The organism is Pseudoalteromonas sp. PPB1, from assembly GCF_015356275.1.
GTDB lineage: Bacteria > Pseudomonadota > Gammaproteobacteria > Enterobacterales > Alteromonadaceae > Pseudoalteromonas > Pseudoalteromonas rubra_D.
In genome coordinates this window covers 42,629-66,693 of sequence record NZ_JACEQV010000009.1, presented here as the reverse complement: position 1 = coordinate 66,693, position 24,065 = coordinate 42,629, and the positions used below count along the sequence as shown (strand labels likewise).

General features: G+C 54.2%; 6 protein-coding genes. 1 reads left to right on the top strand and 5 read right to left on the bottom strand.

From position 1 onward, the window contains the following. Positions 1-591: 591 nt before the first annotated feature. The gene (locus tag IY568_RS10840) at positions 592-1,212 is read right to left on the bottom strand and encodes an AhpA/YtjB family protein (protein WP_125560694.1); all 621 of its coding nucleotides are present in this window, start codon (positions 1,210-1,212) and stop codon (positions 592-594) included. Between the two features lie 120 nt (positions 1,213-1,332). On the opposite strand from IY568_RS10840, the gene serB reads away from it, so the two are divergent. After that, positions 1,333-2,346, top strand: coding sequence for a phosphoserine phosphatase SerB (serB, locus tag IY568_RS10835; RefSeq protein WP_194867548.1), 1,014 nt, complete (start codon positions 1,333-1,335; stop codon positions 2,344-2,346). A gap of 50 nt (positions 2,347-2,396) precedes the next feature. Here serB and IY568_RS10830 read toward each other — a convergent pair whose 3' ends face one another. The 4 genes from IY568_RS10830 to IY568_RS10815 form a co-directional block, all read right to left on the bottom strand. Further along, positions 2,397-10,820 (bottom strand): thioester reductase domain-containing protein, encoded by an 8,424-nt coding sequence (locus IY568_RS10830; RefSeq protein ID WP_194867547.1) that lies wholly within the window; start codon positions 10,818-10,820, stop codon positions 2,397-2,399. After that, the gene (locus IY568_RS25145; protein ID WP_194867546.1) at positions 10,781-19,810 is read right to left on the bottom strand and encodes a non-ribosomal peptide synthetase; all 9,030 of its coding nucleotides are present in this window, start codon (positions 19,808-19,810) and stop codon (positions 10,781-10,783) included. The genes IY568_RS10830 and IY568_RS25145 overlap by 40 nt, the downstream gene beginning before the upstream one ends. Next, complete coding sequence (locus IY568_RS25140) at positions 19,720-22,185, bottom strand: type I polyketide synthase (RefSeq protein ID WP_194867545.1); 2,466 nt, start codon at positions 22,183-22,185, stop codon at positions 19,720-19,722. Before IY568_RS25140 ends, IY568_RS25145 begins: the two co-directional genes overlap by 91 nt. A 108-nt stretch (positions 22,186-22,293) precedes the next feature. Continuing rightward, complete coding sequence (locus IY568_RS10815) at positions 22,294-24,033, bottom strand: carbamoyltransferase (protein ID WP_194867544.1); 1,740 nt, start codon at positions 24,031-24,033, stop codon at positions 22,294-22,296. Positions 24,034-24,065: the final 32 nt, after the last annotated feature.

Genomic DNA, 24,065 nt, shown 5'->3' with positions numbered 1-24,065 from the left:
TTTTTTGTCTATTTACTTGCAGTTTGAGAGTTAAATTTGGGTGATCGAAGTGCTCCGTTTTCTCGTACCTTTATTGGTATCATGTTCCTAAATTGAGACGGATAGTAATATGATAGCTTTCTTTTTTTCAAATGTATTTTTTCTTAAAGTTAAACTATTTAACATTTTGGTTTACAAAAACGGTATATTGGGTGATTTTATGCTCAATTTGTTTGTGCGAGATTTAAGCAACTAATCGGGTGTTATGGGCGTGAAATTTTGCTTTTTTACGAAATTACTTTAAAAGACAAAGAGCATTTGATTCTGAATAATTTCTAATCACGAAATAATTAAATTTGACTTTTTCGTTTTTTGGGATGCTGATCAGATGAGTATTTTGGTGTTTATGTAATGGCATTATTTGGCAGACCCTCACTTGCACACTGCTGAGGACATTTAAGCGCACCGGCGTTATCTGGTTTAAGGAAGGAGAGAACAATGCGCCGTGTCAGGAGTATAGAAAGTAGATGAAATAAGGCGGTAGTGGTTAGCGCACGCTGGCAATCTACCTGGCATATTTAAACATACGTACCTCTAAGTTTTTCGCGAGATTTATTTTTGATCCTCAGTGTTATTGCGGATCTGACGTTTCACTTCCCAGCGTTTCAGTGCGCGTCCTACCTGCCAGGTAAAAATACAGGCAATGCCCAGCATCAGCAGTACCACGCGACCCAGTTCATGAAAATGTCTATGGCTTTGTGCCATCGCAGCTTCTGTTAAGTATTCGACACTGACAAAGCCTATGGGTTGCTGCTCTGCGTCATAAATGGGTTCAACAATGGGCTGTTTTGACTGAGCCAGTCCGGGTAGGTGGCGAGGTAAATCGGTTATCTGAGGCGGCGCACTCTGGCCATCATTACCAATAATAAACTGGCCCTGATGGTTATAGAGTCTGACAGACAGCACATAGTCGTCACTGGCGAGGTGGTTGCTCAGGGCTCTGAGCTGGGGCGTATCCATGCGGCTCATTGGCAGAGCGGCATTCAGAGCCAATTGCTTAGTCAGGCTGCGGCCAGCGTGGTCGGCATTGCTGTGTAACAGCTGATGGGAGCGAAAACTGGTGTTAAATGCCAGCCAGGTAATGGTTAAAAAGCACATCGCAGCGATGAGCAGACGCAGTAGTCGCCGATTGCGTGAAGAAGAAAGGGTTTCAAGGGCTTGTGTATTTTTCATAGATCTTGTTTGCCTGCTGACATGCCACGATTAAGATGTTAAAAAGGGCGCATACCGTTACCAAGCAAGTATTCACACATCGGCTCAATGAGCCGGATATGACCCCAATCAGGAGTATCCATGTCAAAGTCACTCGCGTCAATCCAGTTGCGTGCCACGGCTGAGCCTGCTCAGCAGTGCCTCACTGTAGCAAATTGGTACCACATTGAAAACGATGATCAACTGAGACCTGGCAGCAGCCCGCTGTCCGAAGATGGCCAGTACCTATGTTTTTTTGGCGCTGAGCTCAATGAGGCGGATGTCCTGGAGGTTCTGCGCTTGTGTCAGCAGGCGGATATTGAGGTCACCAGACTGGCACTGTATCAGCCAACAGCAACGATGACGCCTGGCCTGGTTGTTTACACGCATTCGGCACGCGATGTGCGTGCACCCATTCGCGCTTTAGCGGCTCAGCGTGGCCTGCAAGGTGCGGCTATCAGCCAGCCGCCCAGTTTGCTTAAGCCCGGGTTACTGGTAATGGATATGGACTCCACGGCAATCACCATCGAGTGTATTGATGAAATTGCCAGACTGGCCGGGGTGTATGATGAGGTTGCTGCGGTGACCGCACAGGCCATGGCTGGGCAACTGGCGTTTAACGACAGTTTGTATCAGCGTGTTGCTAAGCTGTCCGGCGTCGAGTTGCCGCTTATTCAGCAGCTCAAAGACAACCTGCCGCTGATGGAGGGCGTTGCCCAGCTGTGTGCGGTGCTCAAAGCACATCACTGGCATCTGGCGATTGCCTCTGGTGGTTTTACCTGGTTTGCCGAGGCGCTAAAAGCGCCGTTGCAGCTGGATGCGGTCTTTGCTAACACATTGGAAATTGCCGACGATAAGCTGACTGGTAAAGTATTGGGCGAGGTCGTTGATGGCAGTAAAAAAGCCGAGGTGCTTAAATCTCTGGCTGAACAGTTTGGTATTGCACCTAAACAAACCGTGGCCATGGGCGACGGCGCCAATGATTTAATCATGATGGCTGCTGCCGGGCTAGGCGTCGCAGTTCATGGCAAACCTAAGGTGGTCGAGCAGGCCGATGCCGCGATAACCCAAGGGTCGTTGACTCAGCTGCTTTATCTGCTGAGTGTCCCGGTCTAGTTATGAATTACTAAATGCAAAGCGGGCATAAAGCCCGCTTTGTTATTCACTTAACTCTCCTGCCAGATCTCCCGATAGTGTCTGTCTTCCAGCCACTGGGTAAAGTAAGTATCAAACAAACGCTCCCAGTCACCCAGCGTGATGTCATAGCGCTCTGTCAGTGCGATGAAGTTGTCCTTATCGTAGGGGTCCATCGGCATAAAATACGCTTCAAACAGATATTCGTCGTAACCGGGGCGTGATGACAATAAGCCCTGCATAATGACCTGATCTTTGCCTTCCCGCTGGGCCGCGTAGGCTTCACAGGCACGAATGAACTCCGCTTTATCCGTGTGGGTAAAGCGCAGGCCCCGCTCAGCGGCAAAGTCATAGAAGGTTGCGATGCTCAGTGGCGCAGGGTTTGCCACGTGATAGACCTGGTTGCGTTTTTGCGGGTCACTCATGCCTGCAACGATACATGTGGCCGCGCGGTCAACCGGAATGATATCCAGCATGTACGGGCTTTCAGTTGGGCGTACCTCTATGCTGAGCATCATTTTCAGGATGCGGTGGAAGACATCATCCGTGTTGCCAATGCCACTTGTTGATGAGCCTGAGATTTCCGAAAAGCGGTAAACCGTGTAGGGCACACCTATGAGTGATGCCTGACGAATGTTTTCTTCCTGCACCCATTTTGACTGTCCGTACCCGCTGCACAGTAAGGCCGCTTCGTCTGTTGGAATAAAGGATTCTCGCGGGTTGACTGAAAAGTGCGAGTCTTTTATCTGGGTGCTGGCCGTGGTGCTGGAGACAAAGTGGATCATCTTCAGCGTGTCCGTGCAGCACAGTTTGAGCAGGGCATTGGTACCAGCCACCGACTTTTTAAAGGCAAAGTAGGGCTGGATATGGTTCACATATGACGCCGTATGCACCACATGCTGGATGTCCCGGCACAGTCGTGTCCAGTGCTCGTCGGATACGCCTAAGCGGGATTGCTCCATATCACCCGGGACAGGCACAATACGATCCAGGTCCAGAGTCAGCGCATACTGTTTGGCATTATCGGCAATCCGGCTGCGTGCCTGCTCAACGGAGCTGGCACGCACCAGGCAGTATATCTTTGCTTCGGTGGTGGCCAACAGCTCTGCCAGCAGGTGACCGCCTAAAAAGCCGGTTGCACCAGTGAGCAGCACATGACGGGCATCACCCTCATAGGCATGCGTGATTTCATCGGGCAGTGTCGGCAGATCAATGCCCGCATCGACGATAAACTCAGGCAATGACGCATCGTCATCAGATTGAGTCTGGCCATGGGCCTTGTCGATTTCGTCGATCAGCGCCTGGATGGTATTCATGTTCTTAAAGGCGTCGGCCTGAATATCAATATTGAGCCGGGTTTTGAGCTGCTGGAAGGTTTTCAGCAATGAGATGGAGTCGAAGCCATAATCATACAGATCGCAATTCAGATCCAGCTCGTCGGGAGCGATCCCCAGTACCTGGCCAACAATGCTCACCACGGTAGCGGCGATATCCCCAGACGCGTCAGGTACCTCACCTGTTCCGTGCTCAAGGCGGGGTTGCGTCAGGCGTTTACGCTGTAACAGTGCCGCAGTGTTGTGCATGATACGCTCCGGCTCTGTGGTGCAGATGGTAGCCAGGGTACTGCGCCCGGCGCTAAGTAATTTAGGCAGCTGCGCAAAGGCATCCGACATCTGGATTAACTGGTAGCCTTTTTTCTCGGCAAAGCTGTTCTCGATGCTTTTTAGCGGGTCATCTGAATGCCAGTAGCCCCAGTTAATTGCCAGGGTCTGACCATGGCGCTGCTGCACCTCAACCATTTGGTTCCGGGCTCGGGCAAAGGCGTTCTGAAAGCCATTGGCGTATGAATACGACAGATGATTCAGGCTGCCAAACACGGCCATGGAAGAGAACAGCACAAAAAAGTCCAGCTCGTAGCTGCTCAACAGGGCATCCAGCTGCTGAGTGCCTTGCACTTTGACCTGCATCGAGCGGGCGAAGTCGGCCCAGTCGTTTTCTTCTTCCGTGTAGGTGGTGCCCAGGTGGAACACGCCGTTGAGCTGTAATGCCTTGTCGCTCAGTAAGGCACTGAGTTGTTCCAGTTGTTGGCCGTCGGCAATATCACACGCCAGGTAATACAATGTGCCATTGCCCACGTCTCTGAGTTGGGTTAGTTGTGGCTGCACTGCTTGCTCATCGCGTCTGCCCAGTAAAATGAGGGTCGCATCACAGTCTTCCAGCAAACGCTGGCTCAGCGCCATGCCCAGTTCGCCCAGCGCACCGGCGAGCAGATAGGTGCCACCGCGACGTATTTCATACTCAGATTGTGCTGTGTCGTTTGCGTCTGGCAGTTGCGCCAGTTGTAGCGCAAATCGCGCACCATCGCGGTATTGCACCTGATTCGGTTGGTGCTCAGCGGTGCTCAGTAGTGTGCAGGCAAACTCTTGTAGCAACATGTCGCTCAGGCAATCAGTCTCACCAAGCTGCTCTAGCAAAGTCCAGCTATGTTGTGGATTGCGCAGGTTGTAGCAACGCAGCAGGGCACTCAGGTCGTCCCGGGTTTCTGTTTGCTGGTCGGTCTGGGTGCCATAAAACAGCTGCATTGCGTGATTGTCATAACGGGCGGTCAGTTGCATCAGCTCGAACAGAGGCTTTATTTGTTGCTCAGGTTCAGACAACGAGCCTGAGCCTAGGACAAAAATGGTATCCGGTAGATTTTCCGGATCCAGCGCTGAGTTGTCTAGCTGATCAAAGCACAGCGAAGTTATCTTACTGCCTGTTGCTTGCAGCTGTGCACGGAGTGTTGCCTGTTGCGCCTGAGTGTCTGATACCAGCAAAATATGTCTGTGTGCCAGCTGTGCATTCAGCGATGCCTGCCAGTCCTCAGGCAGATTGAGTGCCGCTGGTTGAAATTGGTTGTCGAGCAGCAGCCAGGGATTTGTTTGTTCAGTCTCAACCGCTTTTTTGCTGATAAAAGACGTCCCAGGCAGGTGCAGTTTTGGCACGGGAGTTGGGTAAAGCGGTTGCCAGCTCGCGACTTTGCCGGATTGCCACAGACGCACTATGGCTGCATATTCTTTGGTTTGATGCAAAGTCAGCAACTGCTCTGCTGTTAGCTGCTCGCTGATGTTATGGCTAACTTTTTGGGCTTGTTCAGGCATGGCCTCACCCAGGGCTGTGCACAGCTCGCTCAGTGAGGACACCACCCAGCCGAGTCTGTACGCCTGAGCGGTGCGGCCCAGTGCTAAGGTCGCGGCCAGCTGTGCCAGTACCTCAGGCGTGTCAGGTAAAGTCGCGATGTGGTTGGCAAGCTCCGCAACTTTTTGTCCCAGCGCCGCTTTGTTGGTGGCTGAGAGCACCACCATCGCCGGGGTGTCTGGCTGAGCTGAGTGTGGCGCTGTGATGTTCGGCTGATACTCTTCGAGTACCACATGGGCATTCACGCCACTGATCCCAAAGGCACTGACGGCTGCCCGGCGGGGTGTATCGCCGTGCTCCCAGGGCTGCGCCTGAGTTTGTACCGTGAGCGGCGTCCCCTCGAGCGCCAGATAGGGGTTAAGTGCCTGCACATGGAGCGACGGCACCAGAATCTGATGCTTAAGTTGCAAAACAACCTTGATGAGACCTGCGATACCGGCGGCAATTTCGGTATGGCCTATGTTACTTTTCACTGAGCCCAGCGCACACTGCGTCGGCCACTGATGCGCATTAAAGGCTGCTTTGAGCGCATCGAGTTCAACCGGATCGCCGAGTGTGGTGCCGGTGCCATGGCATTCGATGTAGCTGAGTGTAGCCGGGTCGATGTTGGCGTTGCGCCAGGCTTTGTCCAGCAGCTGAGTTTGTGCCCGGGCGTTTGGCACGGTAAAGCCCTGTGATTTTCCGCCATGATTAACTGCCGACCCCAGCAAAGTGGCGTAAATGGCGTCCTGATCGCGCTCGGCTGCCGAGCGTTTTTTCAGCATGATCATGCCAACGCCCTCACCCCGAACGATACCATCTGCATCGGCTGCAAAGGTTTTGCATCGCCCGTCCGGCGACAGTGCACCTATCTCCTGCATGGCCACAGAGGCGGTGGGTGTGTCTATGATATTGACGCCGCCAACAATGGCTTGCTCACACTCACCCATGCGAATGGCTGCCATGGCCTTGTGTACGGCAACCAGCGATGATGAACAGGTGGTATCTACCCCTTCGCTCGGACCATGCAAGTCGAGGAAGTAGCTCATGCGGTTTGGCGCGAATGCGGGGGAGGTGATCAGCCCTTCGTGATACCCGGACTGACAGCCAATAAATAACCCGGTGCTGGTGCCTGCCAGTGATTTGGGATCGTATCCGGCATTCTCAATACACTGCCAGACATGCATCATAAGCAGGCTTTCTTGTAACTGAATGCGCTCGCACTCTGCCGGGGCAATATTGAAGAATAAAGGGTCGAATTCGGTGTCGCGTCGCAGGCGGCCCAGCCAGTTAATTTCGCCGGGCCAGCTGAGCTCGCTGTTTTGCGGCTGTGGCCAGTCGTGGCGGGTCACACAGTCTTTGCCTGTGCTCAGATTGTGCCAGAATTCGTCGAGGTCACTCGCTTCGGGGAAGGCGGCACTGATCCCAACAATGGCGATTGCTTCATCGTTTGACGCATTTACAGGAGCTCGTTCTGCTTCTGTATCCGTTGAGCTTGTTTGCGACTCGTTATTCGTGGCGATCAGCGTATCGCCATATTCGGCGATAATATGGGCTCTGAGGCTGTTCAGGGTCGAGTGCATAAACAGCACACTGGGTGACAGCTCAAGCTGATAGCGACTATTAAGCTGATTGATAAAGGTAATGAAGGCGATGGAATCCGCGCCAAATTCGCCCAGATCGGTATCTCCGTCCAGTGTATCCGGTTGCGCGCCGAGTAAAGCCGCCACCATAGTGCTCAGCTGCTCTGTCAGCGCAGCGTCCAGTGCTGCTTCACTGGTAAACTGGGCTGCTGGTGTTGCGATGGCGGAAGCGTTTTGCTGCTCAATGGCTGGCTCTGATGGGATGTATTGCACCAACGTCTGAGGCTGTTGTAGTGCCCGGTAAAATGCATCGATGCCACTGTTAGTGGGCATCGCAGTATCTGTGTGGGTAAACTGCGCATTGCGCTGCATACCGCCGTCTTGCCAGAAAGGCCAGTCAATACTGGCGCTCAGGCCGTGACGCTCACCACGGGCAACCCGGATATGACGTTGCTGCATATAGCTGTCGAGAAACGCATTGGCCGTGGCATAGTCACACTGAGAGGCTGCGCCGTGTACACCACTGAGCCCGGCAAAGCAGGCAAAGAAGTTTAGCGGCAGATCCGCTGTGGCTTCATCCAGCGCCACCACGCCCGTGACTTTAGGAGCCAGCACTTGCTCAAAGGAGGTCGGAGTTTTGTTGCACAGCAGGGTATCCTGCACGATGCCGGCCGCATGGATCACACCATGGAGTGTGCCAAATTCGCGTACTATGTCCCGTACCAGCAGCAGGGCATTCATCTTCTGTGCAACATCCAGTTGTCGATAAACCAGTTTAATCTGATCTTGTCTGAGGTTGCGCAGTTGTGCCTGTACCTGAGCGTCGTCAGCGGCTCGGCGACCTGTGATTATCACGGTGGTGGCAAACGGCAAAGTGGCAAGTTCGGCGATAAAGTGACGGCCAATGCCCCCGAGCCCCCCGGTGATCAGATACACGCCATCAGGTTGCCATGGACTGATCGGACTGGCATCGCACAGTGGCTGGTAGTCCAGTACTGTGCGGGTGCTACCCTCATAGGCGATGATAGAGTCAGGCGCATTGCGGTTATCGCTCAGCAGGGTTTGCAACGCATCAATGGTTAATGTTGGATCAACCAGCAGCAGTTGTGTGCGCAGCATCGGGTGTTCAATGCTGGCGGTTTTTAGTAAGCCATGCAGGCAGCTGTTGAGGTTAGCCAACGGCTCGGTTTGGGTGTTGCCTATCACTAGCTGTAGCAGGGTCGGTTGCCTGGTTTTCGCAAGTGGCTGCACTATGTTGAGCAGCTGGGTCGCATAATCATTGAGCTGCTGCTCTGGTGCGTAATGACTTGAGCTAAGTGATTGAGTGATCGCGCCTGCGACCTCAAAGTCAGGCAGGTCACACAGCACCACACAGTGTGACGCCGTGCTGCCTGGCGCTGCGGTACTACTGTCTGTGTTCACCGGCTGAGTACGCCACTTTGGCACACTCAGTGTGCACGCGACCGGGTCTTCTGTTTGAGTCTGACTCAGGCCGAGCGTATAAGGCTTCAGATCAAAAGGATAAGTCGGCAGACTCAGCTTGCTTACCTGCTCTCCCTGATACAGAAAGTCCCAGTTTTGAAAGCCAGTGTCTAGCCAGTGACTCAGAATAGCCTGATAGTTACCCTGTGCCAGCCAGCTGGCCGGTGTACCAACGGGAACTGGGTCCAAAGGTACTTGTTCACTCCTTGCCAGGTAGTTCGTCAACTGAGTTTTTAGCTCGTTCAGAGAAGACGTCACAAAACCTGCGCGATGCGCCATGACCTGACGACCGGTTTGCAGGGTGTAGGCCAGGCTTACTCTCAATGCGTCGTCGCACAGGGTACCCTCAAGCCAGCTCAGCAACTCACTAACCTGACGTTTCAGCACGTCGGGGGTTGCAGCTGATAGCACGACGATGGAAGGCAAGTTGCTCAACGTGCTTTGACTAGGTTGCACCGGTGCTTCTTCCAAAATGGCGTGGGCATTGGTGCCGCCAATACCGAATGAGCTGACTGCAGCCCGCCTTGGCAACAAAGGCGTTTCCCACAGGCGTGTGCTGTCAACAATGTAGAATGGTGAGCTGGCCAGGTCGAGGTGTGGATTCGGTTCGTTGTAGTGCAAGGTGCCGGGTAGCAGCTTGTGGTGCAGTGACAAGCTGGTTTTCACCAGTCCGGTAAGCCCTGCCAGGGTGTCTGTGTGGCCCAGATTCGATTTTACGGCACCCAGCCCACAGTATTGTTTTTCCTCGCTATGCTGCTGATAAACCTGTTGCAGCGCAGCAAATTCAATGGGGTCACCCAGTGCAGTGCCAGTGCCATGGGCTTCGACATAACTGATACTTGCCGGTGAGACATCGGCGCTTTGTAGTGCCTGGGTGATCACCTGCATCTGGCCTTCCGTGCCCGGGGCAAAGAAGCCGGCCTTGTTTTTGCCATCGTTGTTCACTTTTACCGCCTTAATCAGGCTGTAGATGTGGTCCCTATCCTGGGTTGCTTGATCGGCCCGTTTGAGCACCACCACAGAGACGCCATTGCCACCTATCATGCCATCGGCTTGGGCATCAAAGACCTTACAGCGCGCATCGGGGGCAAAGTTGAGGCCTTTTTCTATTTTGTATCCTGTGGTGCGCTGCGGGAATAAGCAGGCTGCGCCGACAATGGCGTAGTCAATGTCACCGGCTTTAAGCGCCGAACAGGCCAGTGCCAGTGCGCTCAGGGATGAGGAACAATTGGAATGCACAAACAGGCTCGGGCCGGTCAGACCGAGATGATAGGAAATACTGGTTGGTAGTGTACCTGGCTGATTCAGCGTCGATGCAACATAGTCTTCGGCGTTGAGGACAAATTCCCCGTTGCTGAACTTGTCATGCAGGTTAAGATCGGTCAGATCGCCGCCAGAGGCGGAAATATACACGCCGGTATTGGGGATCTGATCGTTGCGATAACCAGCATCTTCCACCGCTTTCCAGGCATGCAGCAATAGCTGTCGCTGTGCATAGCTCATGGTACGAGCTTGTTTTTCTGAGAGATTAAAAAAGCCGGGATCGAATGCATCCTGACCCTCTACCCAGGTATCGAGCCAGATCATAGCTGCGTCTGACTCGGCGCGTTGACTATGGCGAACAAAGTTTTTGCCTTCAATGAGGTTTTGCCAGAATGTCTGCGCGTCCTGAGAGTCCGGGTAATGACAGGATAAACCTATCATAGCAATGGCCTGATTGGCGGTTGTCGGCTTTGCAGGATGGACCGGCTCCGGCGCTCGTACAGGCGCTGCAATTGGAACGGTGACTTTGGTCGATAAATAATCGCGCTGGGCGTTAATGGTGCTGTACTGAAACACTTCCGTCAGCGGCAGATCGATATTGAACCTGGTGCTCAGTTTGGTGGCCAGTACATTGGCCAGCAGGGAATTGCCCCCGACCGTGAAAAAGGGCGCATCCAGCGCAACCTGATCCACTTCCAGCACATCACACCAGACGGCTGAGATCTCAGCCTGCAAATCTTGCCCTGATACGCCAGCTGTGGGGGCCGCTGCACTGAGGTTTACCTCCATGGCTGAGCGCCCGGCCTGTGCTGTGTGTGAGTTAAACGGCAACTGGCTGAGCAGCGCCCGTTTATCGACTTTGCCATTGTTGGTCAGAGGCAGCGCGGGCACTGAGACAAAGTACGCCGGCACCATGTACTCGGGCACAACCTTTAACAACTCGGCACGAATGGCTTCATCGGAAAGCGGCACCTGGGTAACCAGATAGCCACCAGCACCTCACCATGACGCTTGCTGGCAGCCAGCACACAGGCATCGTCAATAGCCGGGTTGCTCAGCACGGCATGCTGTACTTCGCCCAGCTCAATACGGTGTCCGCGGATCTGAACCTGATCGTCGCAGCGGCCCAGATATTCATACTGGCCCTGCGCATTAAGGCGCGCCAGATCGCCGGTACGATAGAGGCGCTCCTTGCTTTGCCCGGCGAGCGGATTAGGGATAAAGCGCTCTGCGGTCAGCACAGCTCTTTGATGATAACCCCGACTGACGCCACAGCCTCCAACATACAATTCGCCGGGCTGACCCGCAGCGACAGGGTTGTGTTGTTCATCTAGCAAGTAAAGGCGGTAACCCGGCAGTGGCTGGCCTATGATGCTTTTCCCCGGGTTTTGTTCGACCAAGTCGCGGGTGATAAGCATCTCGGTGACATGCACTGTGGTTTCCGTGATGCCATACATGTTAACCAGTCTGGGTAGCGGCTGTGCTGCCTCAAACCAGGGGGTGAGTTTACTCAGCTCCAGCGCTTCACCGCCAAAGATCACGGTACGCAGAGAATGTGTCAGCGCCGGTTGCGCCAGCAAATGTGTCATCAGCGGATAAAACGCCGATGGTGTCTGATTTAAGATGCTTACCTGGTTATCGTAAATAAAGCGCGCGAACGCAGCACTGTCTTTTTTGCAGGCGTCATTCACTATCACCAGTTTGCCGCCATGGGCCAGTGCGCCCCAGATCTCCCACACAGAGAAATCAAACGCAAACGAGTGGAACAGACACCAGGTATCCTGGGCATTAAACCCAAACCCTGGCTGGGTGTTGCTAAGCAATGCAGTAATGTTGTGATGTTCAACCAGCACGCCTTTGGGCTGACCTGTAGAGCCCGAGGTATAAATAATATAGGCCAGCGCCTGAGGTGCCAGAGGTATCCCCGGGGCAGTGACGGGCGCCATAGCGCTGCTTTGCAGGCAGTCACTGAGGCGGTACGCCTGAGTGTGCGCGACAGGCGGCGTCAGATCGTCGCTTATCAGTATCAGTGCCGGATCGGCATCGGCCAGAATAAAGCGTGCTCTGTCTTCTGGTGAGTTAGGGTCTACCGGCACGTAGGCGCTACCGGTTTTCAGCACCGCCAGCATGGCAACTATCATCTCCACACCCGGGCGCAATACCAGGGCAATCCGGCTGCCGGGCCGCGCACCTCTGGCAATTAAAGTATGGGCCAGCTGGTTGGCCTGCTGCTCCAGTGCCTGATAACTCAGCGTGGCACCGGCAAACGAGACCGCCGTCTGGGTCGGGTGCTGCGCGGCCTGTAAGGTGAAGCTGTCAACTAAAGTAGCGGATTTTGCGCTCAGTGTTTGTGGCTGACGCTGGCCGCCAGGTGGCAAGTCACCGCGCAGCAGTACGTCTTCCAGCAGCTGCAGATAGTTATCTGCTAGGGTTTGTACGGTATGGCGCTCATAAGCGCGGGTCGCAAATTTAAAGGCCAGCTGATGGGTACCACCCAGCGGGGTGACCTCCAGGCTCAGGTCCAGTTCGGCATCTTGCTGGAATTCCTGCCACAGTGCGCCCAGTAGCGCCTGATTGTCTTCTATCCAGTCGGCCTGAATAAAATTATGACAGGCATAGCCAATCTGAAACAGCGGGTGAACACCCGGTATACGCGGGGCATTGACGGCACTGAGTAGCTCAGACAAGGGCAGGGCGCTGTGACTGATCACGGCGTCCAGTTGTGTCTGATTAGCCCGGGCCTGACCGACAAAATCTGTGCTGCTATTGCGGGTCAGTGGCAGAGGTAATTGATTGACAAACAGACCCAGCGACTGCGCCATACTGGCTTTGGGTCGTTGCATCACCGGCGTACCCAGTATCAGCTCACTGCGACCAGTGAGACGGCTCAGTAATGCCTGAAACACGGTTAAGAAAAACACTGAGGTGCTAAGCTTGTGACGGGTTAAAAACTGCTCGAGTTGCTGCTCTGTGCTGGCTGGCAAGCTGAGCGTCAGGCGCGCACTGTTTGGCTCGCCCGGGTTTACTTGCGCTGTACGTTTTCCGGGTAAGGTCAGCGGTGCGTGCGTAGGGTTCAGAGACTGCTGCCAGAATTGTTTAAGCGTGTCTGCACTTGGGCTGGCCAGTAGCTGTTGCTCCCAGTCAAGGTAGTCGAAAAAGCCCTGGTCTGGCGCTGTCGCTGGGATGCCTTCATGATAGGCCTGCCACAGCTGAGACAACAGTTGGGTGGCGGAGACCCCGTCAATGATCAGATGGTGCAGCACAATCACCATCACATGCCGTGACTGAGCGCCTGACGCCACTTGCCAGGCAGTTGCGCGCAGCAAAGGACCTGACAGATCAAAAGGCACCGCAATGGTCTGTTGTATTGCGTCAGTCAGGGCTGCCTTAGAGGTCGGTGCCAGAGACGTTTGCTCAATCTGGATTGTGTCTGGCTGGATCTGTTGCCAGGGGCGACCGTCAGTTTCGTTAATTCGCAGGCGCAGCGCAGGGTGGCGCTGACAGAGGCTGTCCAGTGCTTGCTGCATACGGGCAATGTCCAGGCTGGCAAGCTCGAATACCAGCGGGATGTTGTAGCTGCTCAGCGCCGGATTTTGCTTGTGCAGCAGCCACAGACCCTGCTGGGCTTTTGATAGTGGCAGTTGCCCTAATGGCGTTTGTTGGGTGTTCGGTTCCGCTTTTGTTACCTGCACAGTGGCGATACTGGGTTGCTGTTTAACAAGATATGCATGCAACTGGTTGAGGGTTTTCACCTCAAATAACAATGCTGGTGGCAGGGCGTCCAGGCCAAGTTGGGGATCGGCCTCAAGCTGCTGTACCACGGACATTAGCATAATGGAATCAAAGCCCATATCCCGGAAGTCGAGGTCGCTGTCGAGCTCTTCCACCGGCAGTTTACTGACTTGCGCCACCACGGTTTTAAGGTGGTCCATTAAAGCGCTATCACTCAGCGTGGTTGCGCCCTGTGGCGCGGTGCTCGGAGTTTGAGTCCTGGCTTGTGGGGTTATCCAGCGTGTGAGCTTGTCCGGGTTACCGTATAAAAAGCACTGCTGTGTATGCGGCTCGCTAAACAACTGGTAGAAGGCCTTCAGGCCCAGCTCATCAGGCATGGCGGCAAGGCCCTGTGAGCGCAGCAAACTTTGCTTAACAGCGTCCATTTGCATGCCACCTTGTGCCCACAGCGGCCAGTTTACGGACAGGCTCAAACCATGGCGCTGACCTTGTTCACCCCATTGCTGGCGCTTGATCATATAGGCATCCATGAAGGCATTAGCGGTGGCATAATCGGCCTGACCCGGGTTACCAAAGCACGCAGCAATGGATGAAAAGCAGATAAAGAAATCCAGCGGTAATGCTTTGCTGGCCTCATCCAGTGCCATCACTCCGGATACTTTGGGTGCCAGCACGCGCTGGACTGCCTGTGGAGTTTTGCTCGCGATCAGTTGATCGTCAATCACACCGGCGCTGTGCAAAATCCCGGTCAGGGCACCGTGCTGCGCTGCAATACGGTTAAGCAGCTCAGTGCACTGGGTTTGAGTGCTGATATCAGTTTGGTAATAATGAATTCGACTTGTATCTCCCAGGTCGCTGAGCGACTCAGGTGCGGTGCGACGGCCCGTGATAATAACCTGAGCATGGCGAGTATGGGCCAGGATCTCTTTGACGAAGCTCTGGCCGAGCTGGCCAAGGCCACCCGTGATTAGATACAGGCCATTTTCTTTCCATGGCATCAAAGTGGGCACATCGCTGTGTTGTGGCGTCAGTGTTTGTATCTCGCACTGACCCTGAGTAAAACGCAGCACTTTGTGCTGGGTATACTGGCTTACCTGCGCAAGTTGCGCTGCATATTGTGCAGGCGTATCGCTTTGTACCAGCTGGACATTCAGTAAGTGATGCTCCAGTGCGGCGGTTTTCAGCACCCCAGTCAGCGCCATCAGCAGAGGTTCACTCGCAGGCACGAGCAGCTGGATAAGCAAAGGCTCGGTGGTGCTGGCAAGCTGTTTGATGTGCGCTATCAGGGCGAGGGTTAGTGCCTCAATACGCTGTGCTGTGTCACCCGATGCATCTTGCAGCACAATGGCATCTGGCATGTCGTTGTGTGGTGCCACAGCGATGACCTGGCGTTTACCAGACCAGCTTGCCTGTGAAGTCACATCCAGTGGTTGCCATTGTGGGATGAGGTGCAACAGCGAATCTTCTGTGACCACTGTTGGGGCCGGTTTTGGATTCACTTGTGTGAGTTTGGGTGCCCCGCTGAGCCAGTATGGAGTGCTGGCAAACGGATACGTCGGCAGGCGCAGTAAGGTCGGCTGAGCTGAGTAAAATGCAGACCAGTCGAGTTCGGCACCGACCACCCACAAAGCGAGCAACTTGTTAAGCTCACCGGCTTGCGTCCAGCGGTTAAAATCGTCTTTATCCAGCGCCGCTAAAATGGCTTTGCCTTGTTTACTGTTGCCCTGTTTATAGGTGCCTGTTTGTTGATTAGCAAAGTCACTTAGTTGGGTGTGCACCTGTGTCAGTGAGTGGGCAACAAAAGCCATACGACAGTCCATGGCTTCGCGCGCGATTTGCAGCGTATAAGCCAGCGCCTCCAGTGCGCTGTCATCCAGTTGCGCCTGCGCGAGCCAGTCCGTTAGTTTGCGGGCTTTGTCACGCAGCACTTCGGGAGATTTGGCTGATAGTGCAATGATCACCGGCTGTGCACTGGCGACTTGCACAGTGGTTTCTGCCGGCTGATATTCTTCGAGGATCAGGTGGGCATTGGTACCACTGAAACCAAATGAGCTGACACCAGCGCGACGTGGCTGGCCATCCGGCACAGTCCAGGGTTGTGTATCCTGGGCGACATAAAACGGCGTATCCTGCCAGTCGATATGGCTGTTGCCCTGCTGATAATGCAGCGAAGCAGGAATAGTTTTGTGTTGCATGGCCAGCACGGTTTTGATCACACCGGCGACGCCTGCGGCGGTCAGGCAGTGGCCGATGTTGGTTTTGACCGAGCCCAGTGCACAGAACTGGCTGCGCTGGGTCGCTGTACGAAATGCCCGGGTCAGGGCCTGAAATTCAATGGGGTCACCGAGCTTAGTCCCGGTGCCATGGGCCTCAATCAGGCTAAGAGAGTCCGGGGCGATATCAAATTGCTCATATATACGGCTATGTAACTGCTGCTGAGAAACCGAACTGGGTGCCGTGATCCCGCTGGTGGTGCCGTCCTGGTTGGTGGCTGAAGCTAAAATAACCCCCAGAATATGATCGCCATCACGCTCGGCATCGCTCAGGCGTTTTAATATCATCACACCGACACCTTCGCCTGGCACAAAGCCATTGGCTCTGTCATCAAAGGTATAGCAAGTGCCGTCGGCACTGAGCATGCCCGCCTTGCCGGCATGTTGTGAAAACTGCGACGTGCATAAGGTGGCAACGCCCCCGGCCAATGCTGCGTCTATTTCGCCGTTTTTCAGCGCCTGACAGGCACTGTGCATGGCTACCAGTGACGACGAGCAGGCTGTGTCTATGGCCAGCGCTGGCCCTTTCAGGTTCAGATAATAAGAAACCCGTGCCGGGATCACTGAACCAGCATTGCCCCAGAACAATTGCGCGGGGGCATCCTGGGGTGCCAGCGAGGCGTAGTCGCCCTGCGCACAGCCCAGATAAACGCCGGTATTGCTGCCCGCAGCCCGGGTGATCATATTAGCGTCTTCCAGCGCCCGGTAGGCTTCTTGCAAAAACAGTCGCTGCTGCGGATCCATCACCTCAGCTTCTTGCGGTGTGATGGAGAAAAACGGCGCGTCAAAGCTGGCGATGTCATCCAGAAAGCTGGCGTAGCGACACCAATTTTGTGCCTCGGGTGACAAGTTGCTCAGGTCCCAACGTTGCTGCGCACGTACCGAGGTGCGTTTGTTGCTCAGCATTTCCCAGAACTCGTCGACATTGCTGGCATCACCAAACTGACCACTCATGCCCACGATGGCAATTTTGTCTGTGTTGTTATGACTGGCTTTGTGAGCCGGTTTTACTTCATCTGTAGCGGGTTGAATCGACTTTGGCGCAGCCTGTTGCACAGTCGCCATGGCTGGCTGCACTTTGTGCATCAGGGCCATTGCCTTGTCGCTGTGCTCAGCCACTATGTGCGCGCTCAGCGTCGCGATGGACGGAAAATCGAACAATAAGGTTGGCGGCAGGCTCAGGGTAAAGCGAGCGTTGATCTCATCGAGGATCTGAATGGCCAGGATCGAATCCACGCCGTAATCGGCAAATGAGTCATCCGGGTCTAATTCATCCGCTGTCATGCTCAGCGCCTGGCTGGCGATCCCCGAGAGGGTTTGGGCAACGAAGTCACTCAAGGTTGCGCTGTCTGCTGCAGGCTGCGAGTCGGTCTGTGTTTGTTCGGGCTGTTGCATCGCTGTATTGTGGTTTGAAATTTGTGTTTCTTGCTGAACCGGTTTTGGACGTTGCTGTACTAAACGACCATTACTTTGCGCGCACAGCACTTGCTGCGGCGATTGCGCGTCTGTGGCAGAGGCTGCAAGAGTAAAGCCATTGCTGCTTAATAACTGCTGCCAGCGCGGCTGCGACAATAAAGGGGAGCCTGGCAAGCGCAGCGTGGTGTCTTTGCTCAGCCACCAGCCTTCGAGCAGGCCAAAGGTCAGCTGAGTAAATAACGATGGCTGAGTGACTTCGTTGATCAACAGCAGGCCACCGCGCTTCAGGCAGGCCTTGGCGTTATTCAGTGTACTCAGCATGTCGGCGGTGGCGTGCAGTACATTGGTGGCAATCACCACGTCATAGCTGGCTAAGTCAATTTGTTGTTCCGAAAGTGGCTTGCTGACGTCAAAATAGGCGGTCTGTACAAAAGGATAGTCTGGCTGAAATTGTGCTTTGGCATGGCTGAAAAAGGCCTGCGATAAGTCGGTGTAAGCGTATTCAGTGACATTAAAATTGCGTAATTTGGGCAGCACTGTGCGCGTGGTGCCGCCGGTACCTGCGCCAATCTCCAGGATCCGCACGGGTTGTTCACCCAGGCTGCTCAGGTAGTGGATAAGCTGAGTAACCAGTGCCTGGTTGGCGTGCATGGCCACCGGGTTATCCCGGTATACTGATTCAACCAGAGCCAGTGAGCCGCCGGGAAACAGCACATCAGTGGCTTTACGCTGGCCGGATAAAATTTCGGGCAGTGCCGCCAGTGCGGCGTTGAGCAGTGCATAATCTTCCTGAGCCAGCACAGTCTGCTCGGCTGGAGGCCCCGGCAGAGTGAGCTCGTCGTCTTGTAGTAAACCGGCCTCGCTCAGGTAGCGTGCGGTTTCCTGCCACCATAATGCAAAATAGTCTGGCAAGTCTGATAGCGCCTCGGTGCGCTCAGCCGGATGTTGCCAGCCTGCACTAATCAGCGCCTGACACAGCGTATAAAGTATCTCGGTGTCAGCGGATTGAGTACCGAGCGCCAGCGCCGGCGTGGCCAGTTCAGGCTGGAATGCGTTATAGCGACATTCTGAAGAATAACTGCTGCGCACCAGCGCCGCTTGTGCTCGCTCTGGTGTCATTTTCACCACGCCCACCTGCGTCAGCGAAGAGGACATGAACTTTGCCAGCGCCGTCATGCCTGCTTGCGCGTCGATAGAGCCAATCCCGGCCTGGCGCATCTTACGCTGATAAAACGGGTCACTGACCCGGCCAACGTCGCCCCAGTAACCCCAGTTAACCACCTTAATGGGCAGTTCAGCACTGGCCGAGCGGGCCAGACTATCCAGATACTGACAGCCCGCAGCGTAATTACTTTGGCCAGGAGCAGGCGAGAAAGATTGCATTGAAGAGAACAGCAGTACAAAGTCGAGCGACTGATCTTTACACACGCTAAGCAGGGTTTCACCACTGGTCTGTTTGGCCTGATAAGCTCTCAGGAACTGAGCGTCGTCCATGTTGGCCAGGCTCTGATCTTCCAGGTGTAAGACGGAATGCACCACGCCATGGAGTTGCCCATAGTCTTGCTTAATGGTGTACATTACGTCTCTCATGGCCGCTTCATCGCAGGCATCGGCCTGAATATAATGCGGTGCAGGGCCTAATTCCCCCAGTCGGTTGATGGCCTGCTCAATGTCTTCATTCAGCGCGCGGCGACCAACCCAGACAATTTGTGCCTGATGCTGGCGGATCATCCATTCACTCCAGACCTGACCCAGACCCCCTGCGCCGCCCAGCACCAGGTAGACGCCATCCTGGCGATAGGCTGACTTACCTGAATCCAGGTAGGTGTGTTCGCAGGCGCTGAAGCGATGCCAAATATCGTCGCGGTGAGCATAGAAGCCCGCTGGCAAGCGCGTCGCCTGTTGCCAGTGGTTTGTCTCTTCTTTGCATTCAGCACTCAAATCGACAATGCGAACTTGCCAGCGCGGGTATTCCTGGGCCACGCTTTGCAGCAACCCAATCAGCCCGGCGCCGCGTGCATCGACGGTTTCGTCATGCACTTGCTGTGTCTGGAAGGTGAGCAAAGTGATGGCCAGCGGCTCTGTGCCTTGACCTTGTTCGATCAGGGTTTTGAGGTGAGTAAACAGTGTAAGTGGATCTGCGTACTCGTCTTTGGCGACCCACAACAGGTGATCAGCAGGTTGCGCCGAGTCCGTACACCAGGCTGGCTTAAGTGACGCAGGCCCCTGATAATCAAAGTTGCTTTGAGTCGTTTCAGCTGACGGTGGTGCTGTCAGGTGCTGCCAGCCAGGGAGTACCGTAAACAGCTGGGTCGCATCGGCATCGTGCGCCATTGAGCGGGTCGAAAAGCCACGCAGATGCACATACACCACACCTTGTTCATCGCACAGAACCACATCAAATCTCTGGCTGCTGGCATCTGCATGGGCATGTTGGGTCGCACAGACTATCAAGGTTTTATCAGACGGGAGTGGCGCGAGTAATTCAGCCTGCTCCAGTGCAAAGGGTAGTCCCGGCTGGGCTTTCTCTGCAAAGCCCAACAATGTATGCAGGGCACTGTCGAGTGCTCTGGCGCAAAGGCAAAATCCGGGGCGTTTATCGGGGCCAGTGTGCCTTGTGCCTTTTGACCCGCAACACATAATGTCGTCAGGCGCTGAAACGCCGGGCCATAGTTCACGCCTGCTGCGCTAAATTGTTGATATAACTCAGTGGTCGCGACTGTGTGGGAGTCAGACAGCGCGGTAATGTCTTGTGTTGTGACGCTGTGCTCAGTGACCTCTGCCTGACCGCTGGCATATGCCTGACGAACATCGTTTGCTTCACGCCATAACTCAAATGTCACCCGGTCACCGGTTTGTTTTAGCGACAAATAAACGGGGCTGCTCTGCGCGTCGATGGTCACAGGTCTGAGCCAGCTCACCTGGCTCAGTCGCAGTGACTGACTATCCGTTAGCTGGCCAGACAAGGTCATGGCCGCATGCACCATTTCAAGTGTACAGACACCGGGCAGCACGGCCTGCCCCTGTACCTGATGGTCACGTAAAAAGGGCTCATTTCCCGTAAAGTCACTGGCAAAGAGCAGCTCGCCCAGTGCCGGCAAACTGCGATGCAGCAGTGGGTGTAAATGTGAGGGCTGTGCTTCGTCTTCTGCAGCGAGCCAGTAAGGTTTATGCTCAAATGGATAGGCAGGCAAACTGATTCGTTGCGGGCAGAGGTCGCTATAGCTGGTTTGCCAGTCGATGACATCGCCCTGTACCCAGCCGGTTATGCGTGCATCGAGTGTATCGTGTGTGACTTCGACCTGCTCTGTAGTGGCGGCAACTTTGCTATAGTGCCAGTCGCCAGCCTCACCTGAAACAAACTTGCTCAGTTGCGCTTTGAGGGAGGCCAGCGAGTCCGCTGCAAATCCCATTCGATGTTTCATCGACTCCCGGCCCACTGTGAGCGTATAACTTAAATCCTGCAGCTCAACCGAGTTATCCGACTCAAGGTAGGCAAGCAAATCTGCGGCACGCTGCGTGAGGGCGGTTTGGGTCCTGGCCGACAGCACGATCGGCAGGGCGGTGTCTAACGCTGGGCGCTCTGGGTTGAGGCGTTTTGGTGATTCTAAGATCACATGGGCATTTACCCCGGCAAAGCCAAATGAAGATATCCCGGCAAGGCGCTGCTCGCCCGGCCAGGGCATACATTCGGTCGCTAACTTAAACGGCGATTTCTCCAGAGAGATTTTCGGATTCAGCGTCGCAAAGTTTTGCAGCGGCGGCACCTGTTCATGCTCAAAGGCCAGCAAGGTTTTGATCACTCCGGCAATACCTGCAGCCGACTCTAAATGGCCGATATTGGTTTTCACGGTGCTGAGATAGCAAGGTGCACCGGGCGTTTTTTGTTTACTGGCGCGAAAGGCGCGTTTCAAGCCCTGGATCTCTAGTGGGTCGCCCAGTACGGTGCCGGTGCCATGTAATTCGACAAAGCCAATCTGATCAGAGCCAAGCTGGGCATTGTCGATGGCCTGCTGGATCACCCGCGACTGCGAAAATGGGCTCGGTGAGGTCAGGGTATTGGTTTTACCTGAGTGTCCCACAGCGCTGCCTTTGATGATGCCATAGATGGTCGCATTTAGCTTTTTGGCAGTCTCGACCGGCAGTAACAGCACCATGCCCACGCCTTCACCACGAACATAGCCATCGGCCTCGGCATCCAGGGTTTTGCAGCGCCCCTGAGGCGACAGCACGCCCAGTTTACTAAAGCTGACATAGCGGTTTTTGGTGATCAGTAAGTTGACGCCACCAACCAGCGCCGCACTGATCTCGCCGGAGCGAAAGTCATTCATGGCTTTGTGAATGGCCACCAAAGACGAAGAGCAGGCAGTATCGACGGTTTCACTCGGCCCCTGGAAATTAAAATAGTGCGAGATGCGGTTGGCAAACACACCGGTCGACATACCGGTCAGAAAGTGCGGGTCGATATTACCGGTCGAAAACTCCTGATAGTCGGTATTGCTGCACCCCAGATAGACACCTGTAGCGGTATTTTTAAACTGCGATGGCCTGAGGCCCGCATCTTCAAAGCAGGCCCAGGCCAGCTCCATACTCAGGCGCTGCTGGGGATCCATACTCTGCGCTTCTTTGGGTGAGATAGCAAAAAAACCGGCATCAAACCCGGCGATATCGCCAATAAATCCCCCCCATTTGCTGATGCTCTTTTGTGCGTTTTTACCAGGCCTTGGGTCGTAGTATTTTTTCCAGTCCCAACGCTCAACGGGCACTTCGCTGATACTGCTGATTTTATGACTGAGGTTGTGCCAGAACTGATGTTTGTTATCGGCGCCCGGAAAACGCAGAGACAGGCCGACGATGGCAATATCCGGTGTCTTGTCTGGCTGAGTGGGAGTCTGCGGGTTGTGTTTGCTTGTCATGGTCTGTCTCGATAAACGTCTAGTCGGGCTGCGCGGACACTGTTGCTTGAGCGTCGCGCGGGTCTTTCTCAATCGAGCAGCCACCTTAATACCGTGGCTGCCACTGGGTTACTTCTCGTAAATGGTGTTGTTGATCACCAGCACATCAATGCCGGACATCAGGAACACCGCCAGCATGTCCTCAACAGAATGGACAATGGGCTTACCCATGATGTTAAAGCTGGTGTTTAGTAGCACCGGCACGCCAGTGATTTCACGGAAACTGTCGATTAGTTTGTAGTATGGCGCGTTCCATTCCTTTTTCACGCTTTGCAGGCGACCTGTGTTGTCGACATGCACTACGCCCGGGACTTTATCGCGCACCGCTTCTTTAAACACCAAAGTACGCTCCATGTATGGAGATTCCTGGTAATCCTCAAAGTACTCGTCGCCATATTCATGCAGGATAGACGGTGCAAAGGGGCGGAATTCTTCGCGGAACTTAACCCGGGCGTTCACGGTGTCTTTAATGTCCACCAGACATGGGTTGGCGAGGATTGAGCGGTTGCCCAAAGAGCGTGGACCAAACTCAGCACGACCTTGCGCCCAGCCGATGATCTTCCCCTGAGCCAGGAATTCTGCGGTTTTCTTATATACGTCTTCGCCGTAGTCGGTGGCCTTAAGGTGGCTGTAACGGTGCAGTTTATCCAGTGACTTTTGTTTCACTTCTGAGCCGGTGTAAGGGCTCTGAATTTGCGTAGAAGGCTGCCAGCTTGGGTTATCCTGCTGGTAGCACAACAAGGCGGCACCAATGGCATTGCCATCATCTGCCGGGGCGGATGGCACAAATATATTGTCAAATTTGGATTTCGCCAGCGCGGTGCCCATAAAGGAGGAGTTCAGTGCGCAGCCGCCGGAAATTGCGAGGTTTTTCGACGGAGCATGCTCGTAGATGGCATCGATCAGATCCATAAAGATTTCGCTGAATACCAGTTGTCCGGTGTAGGCAAAATCTTTGTAGGCTTCGATGGATTCGCCCGGCTCGCGCGCCATGGCTTTGATCTCTTTCATGATGGCATTAAGGTTTTTCGGTACCACGAAGTTGCCGTTTTTCACCTGCAAAGAGGCGCGCAGTAGATCATAAATCTTCTGATCTTTTTTACCATAAGGCGCCAGGCCCATCACCTTCCATTCTTCGCCCTTGAGTGGATCAAAGCCCAGGTTTTCACAAATAATGGTGTAAAACAGGCCCAGACTTTTGAACGAGCGCTTTACCTTGATGGGTGCAGGTGTGATCTTGCCATCTTTGTAGGTGAAGTAGTCGATGCTGCTTTTCTCACCCATGCCGTCTACCACCAGGCACGACGCTTCGCTGAATGGGCTGTTAAAACAGGCATTGGCGGCATGTGTGAGGTGGTGATCGAAATAGCGTACTTCAGTGGGCTTTTTATTGCGGTAGTTACCCACGATGAAGTTGCGGCATGAGGCTTCAAAAAAGCGTGACAAGGTGCGTCCCGCAGCTGCCTGTGAGGCTCTGGCAAAGTAGAACTGATCCTTGATATCGCGGGTGTTCACGTCGATATTAAACGAGAAAGTCTCGAGTATGCTCAGCACCACATTTTCAAGAATGTTGGTACTTTTCTCGCGGCCTTTGCTCCAGGTTTTTGCGATCACCAGCTCGGTGCAGTCACTGCAATAGGTTTTAAGCACTTCCTCGATGTAATAGGGGTTATCCGGCAGGCAGTACAGACCACGTTTGTAGCCCAGAAAACGCTCGGCGTCTTCGGCAAAAATCACGTCACCATGCTGATTGACAATCGCAATGGCAGGATCATGAAAGGAGGTGGCAAGGCCAATATAGTATTTCATCGTTTCAGTCCAAAAGTTGGGTCGTTATTCTG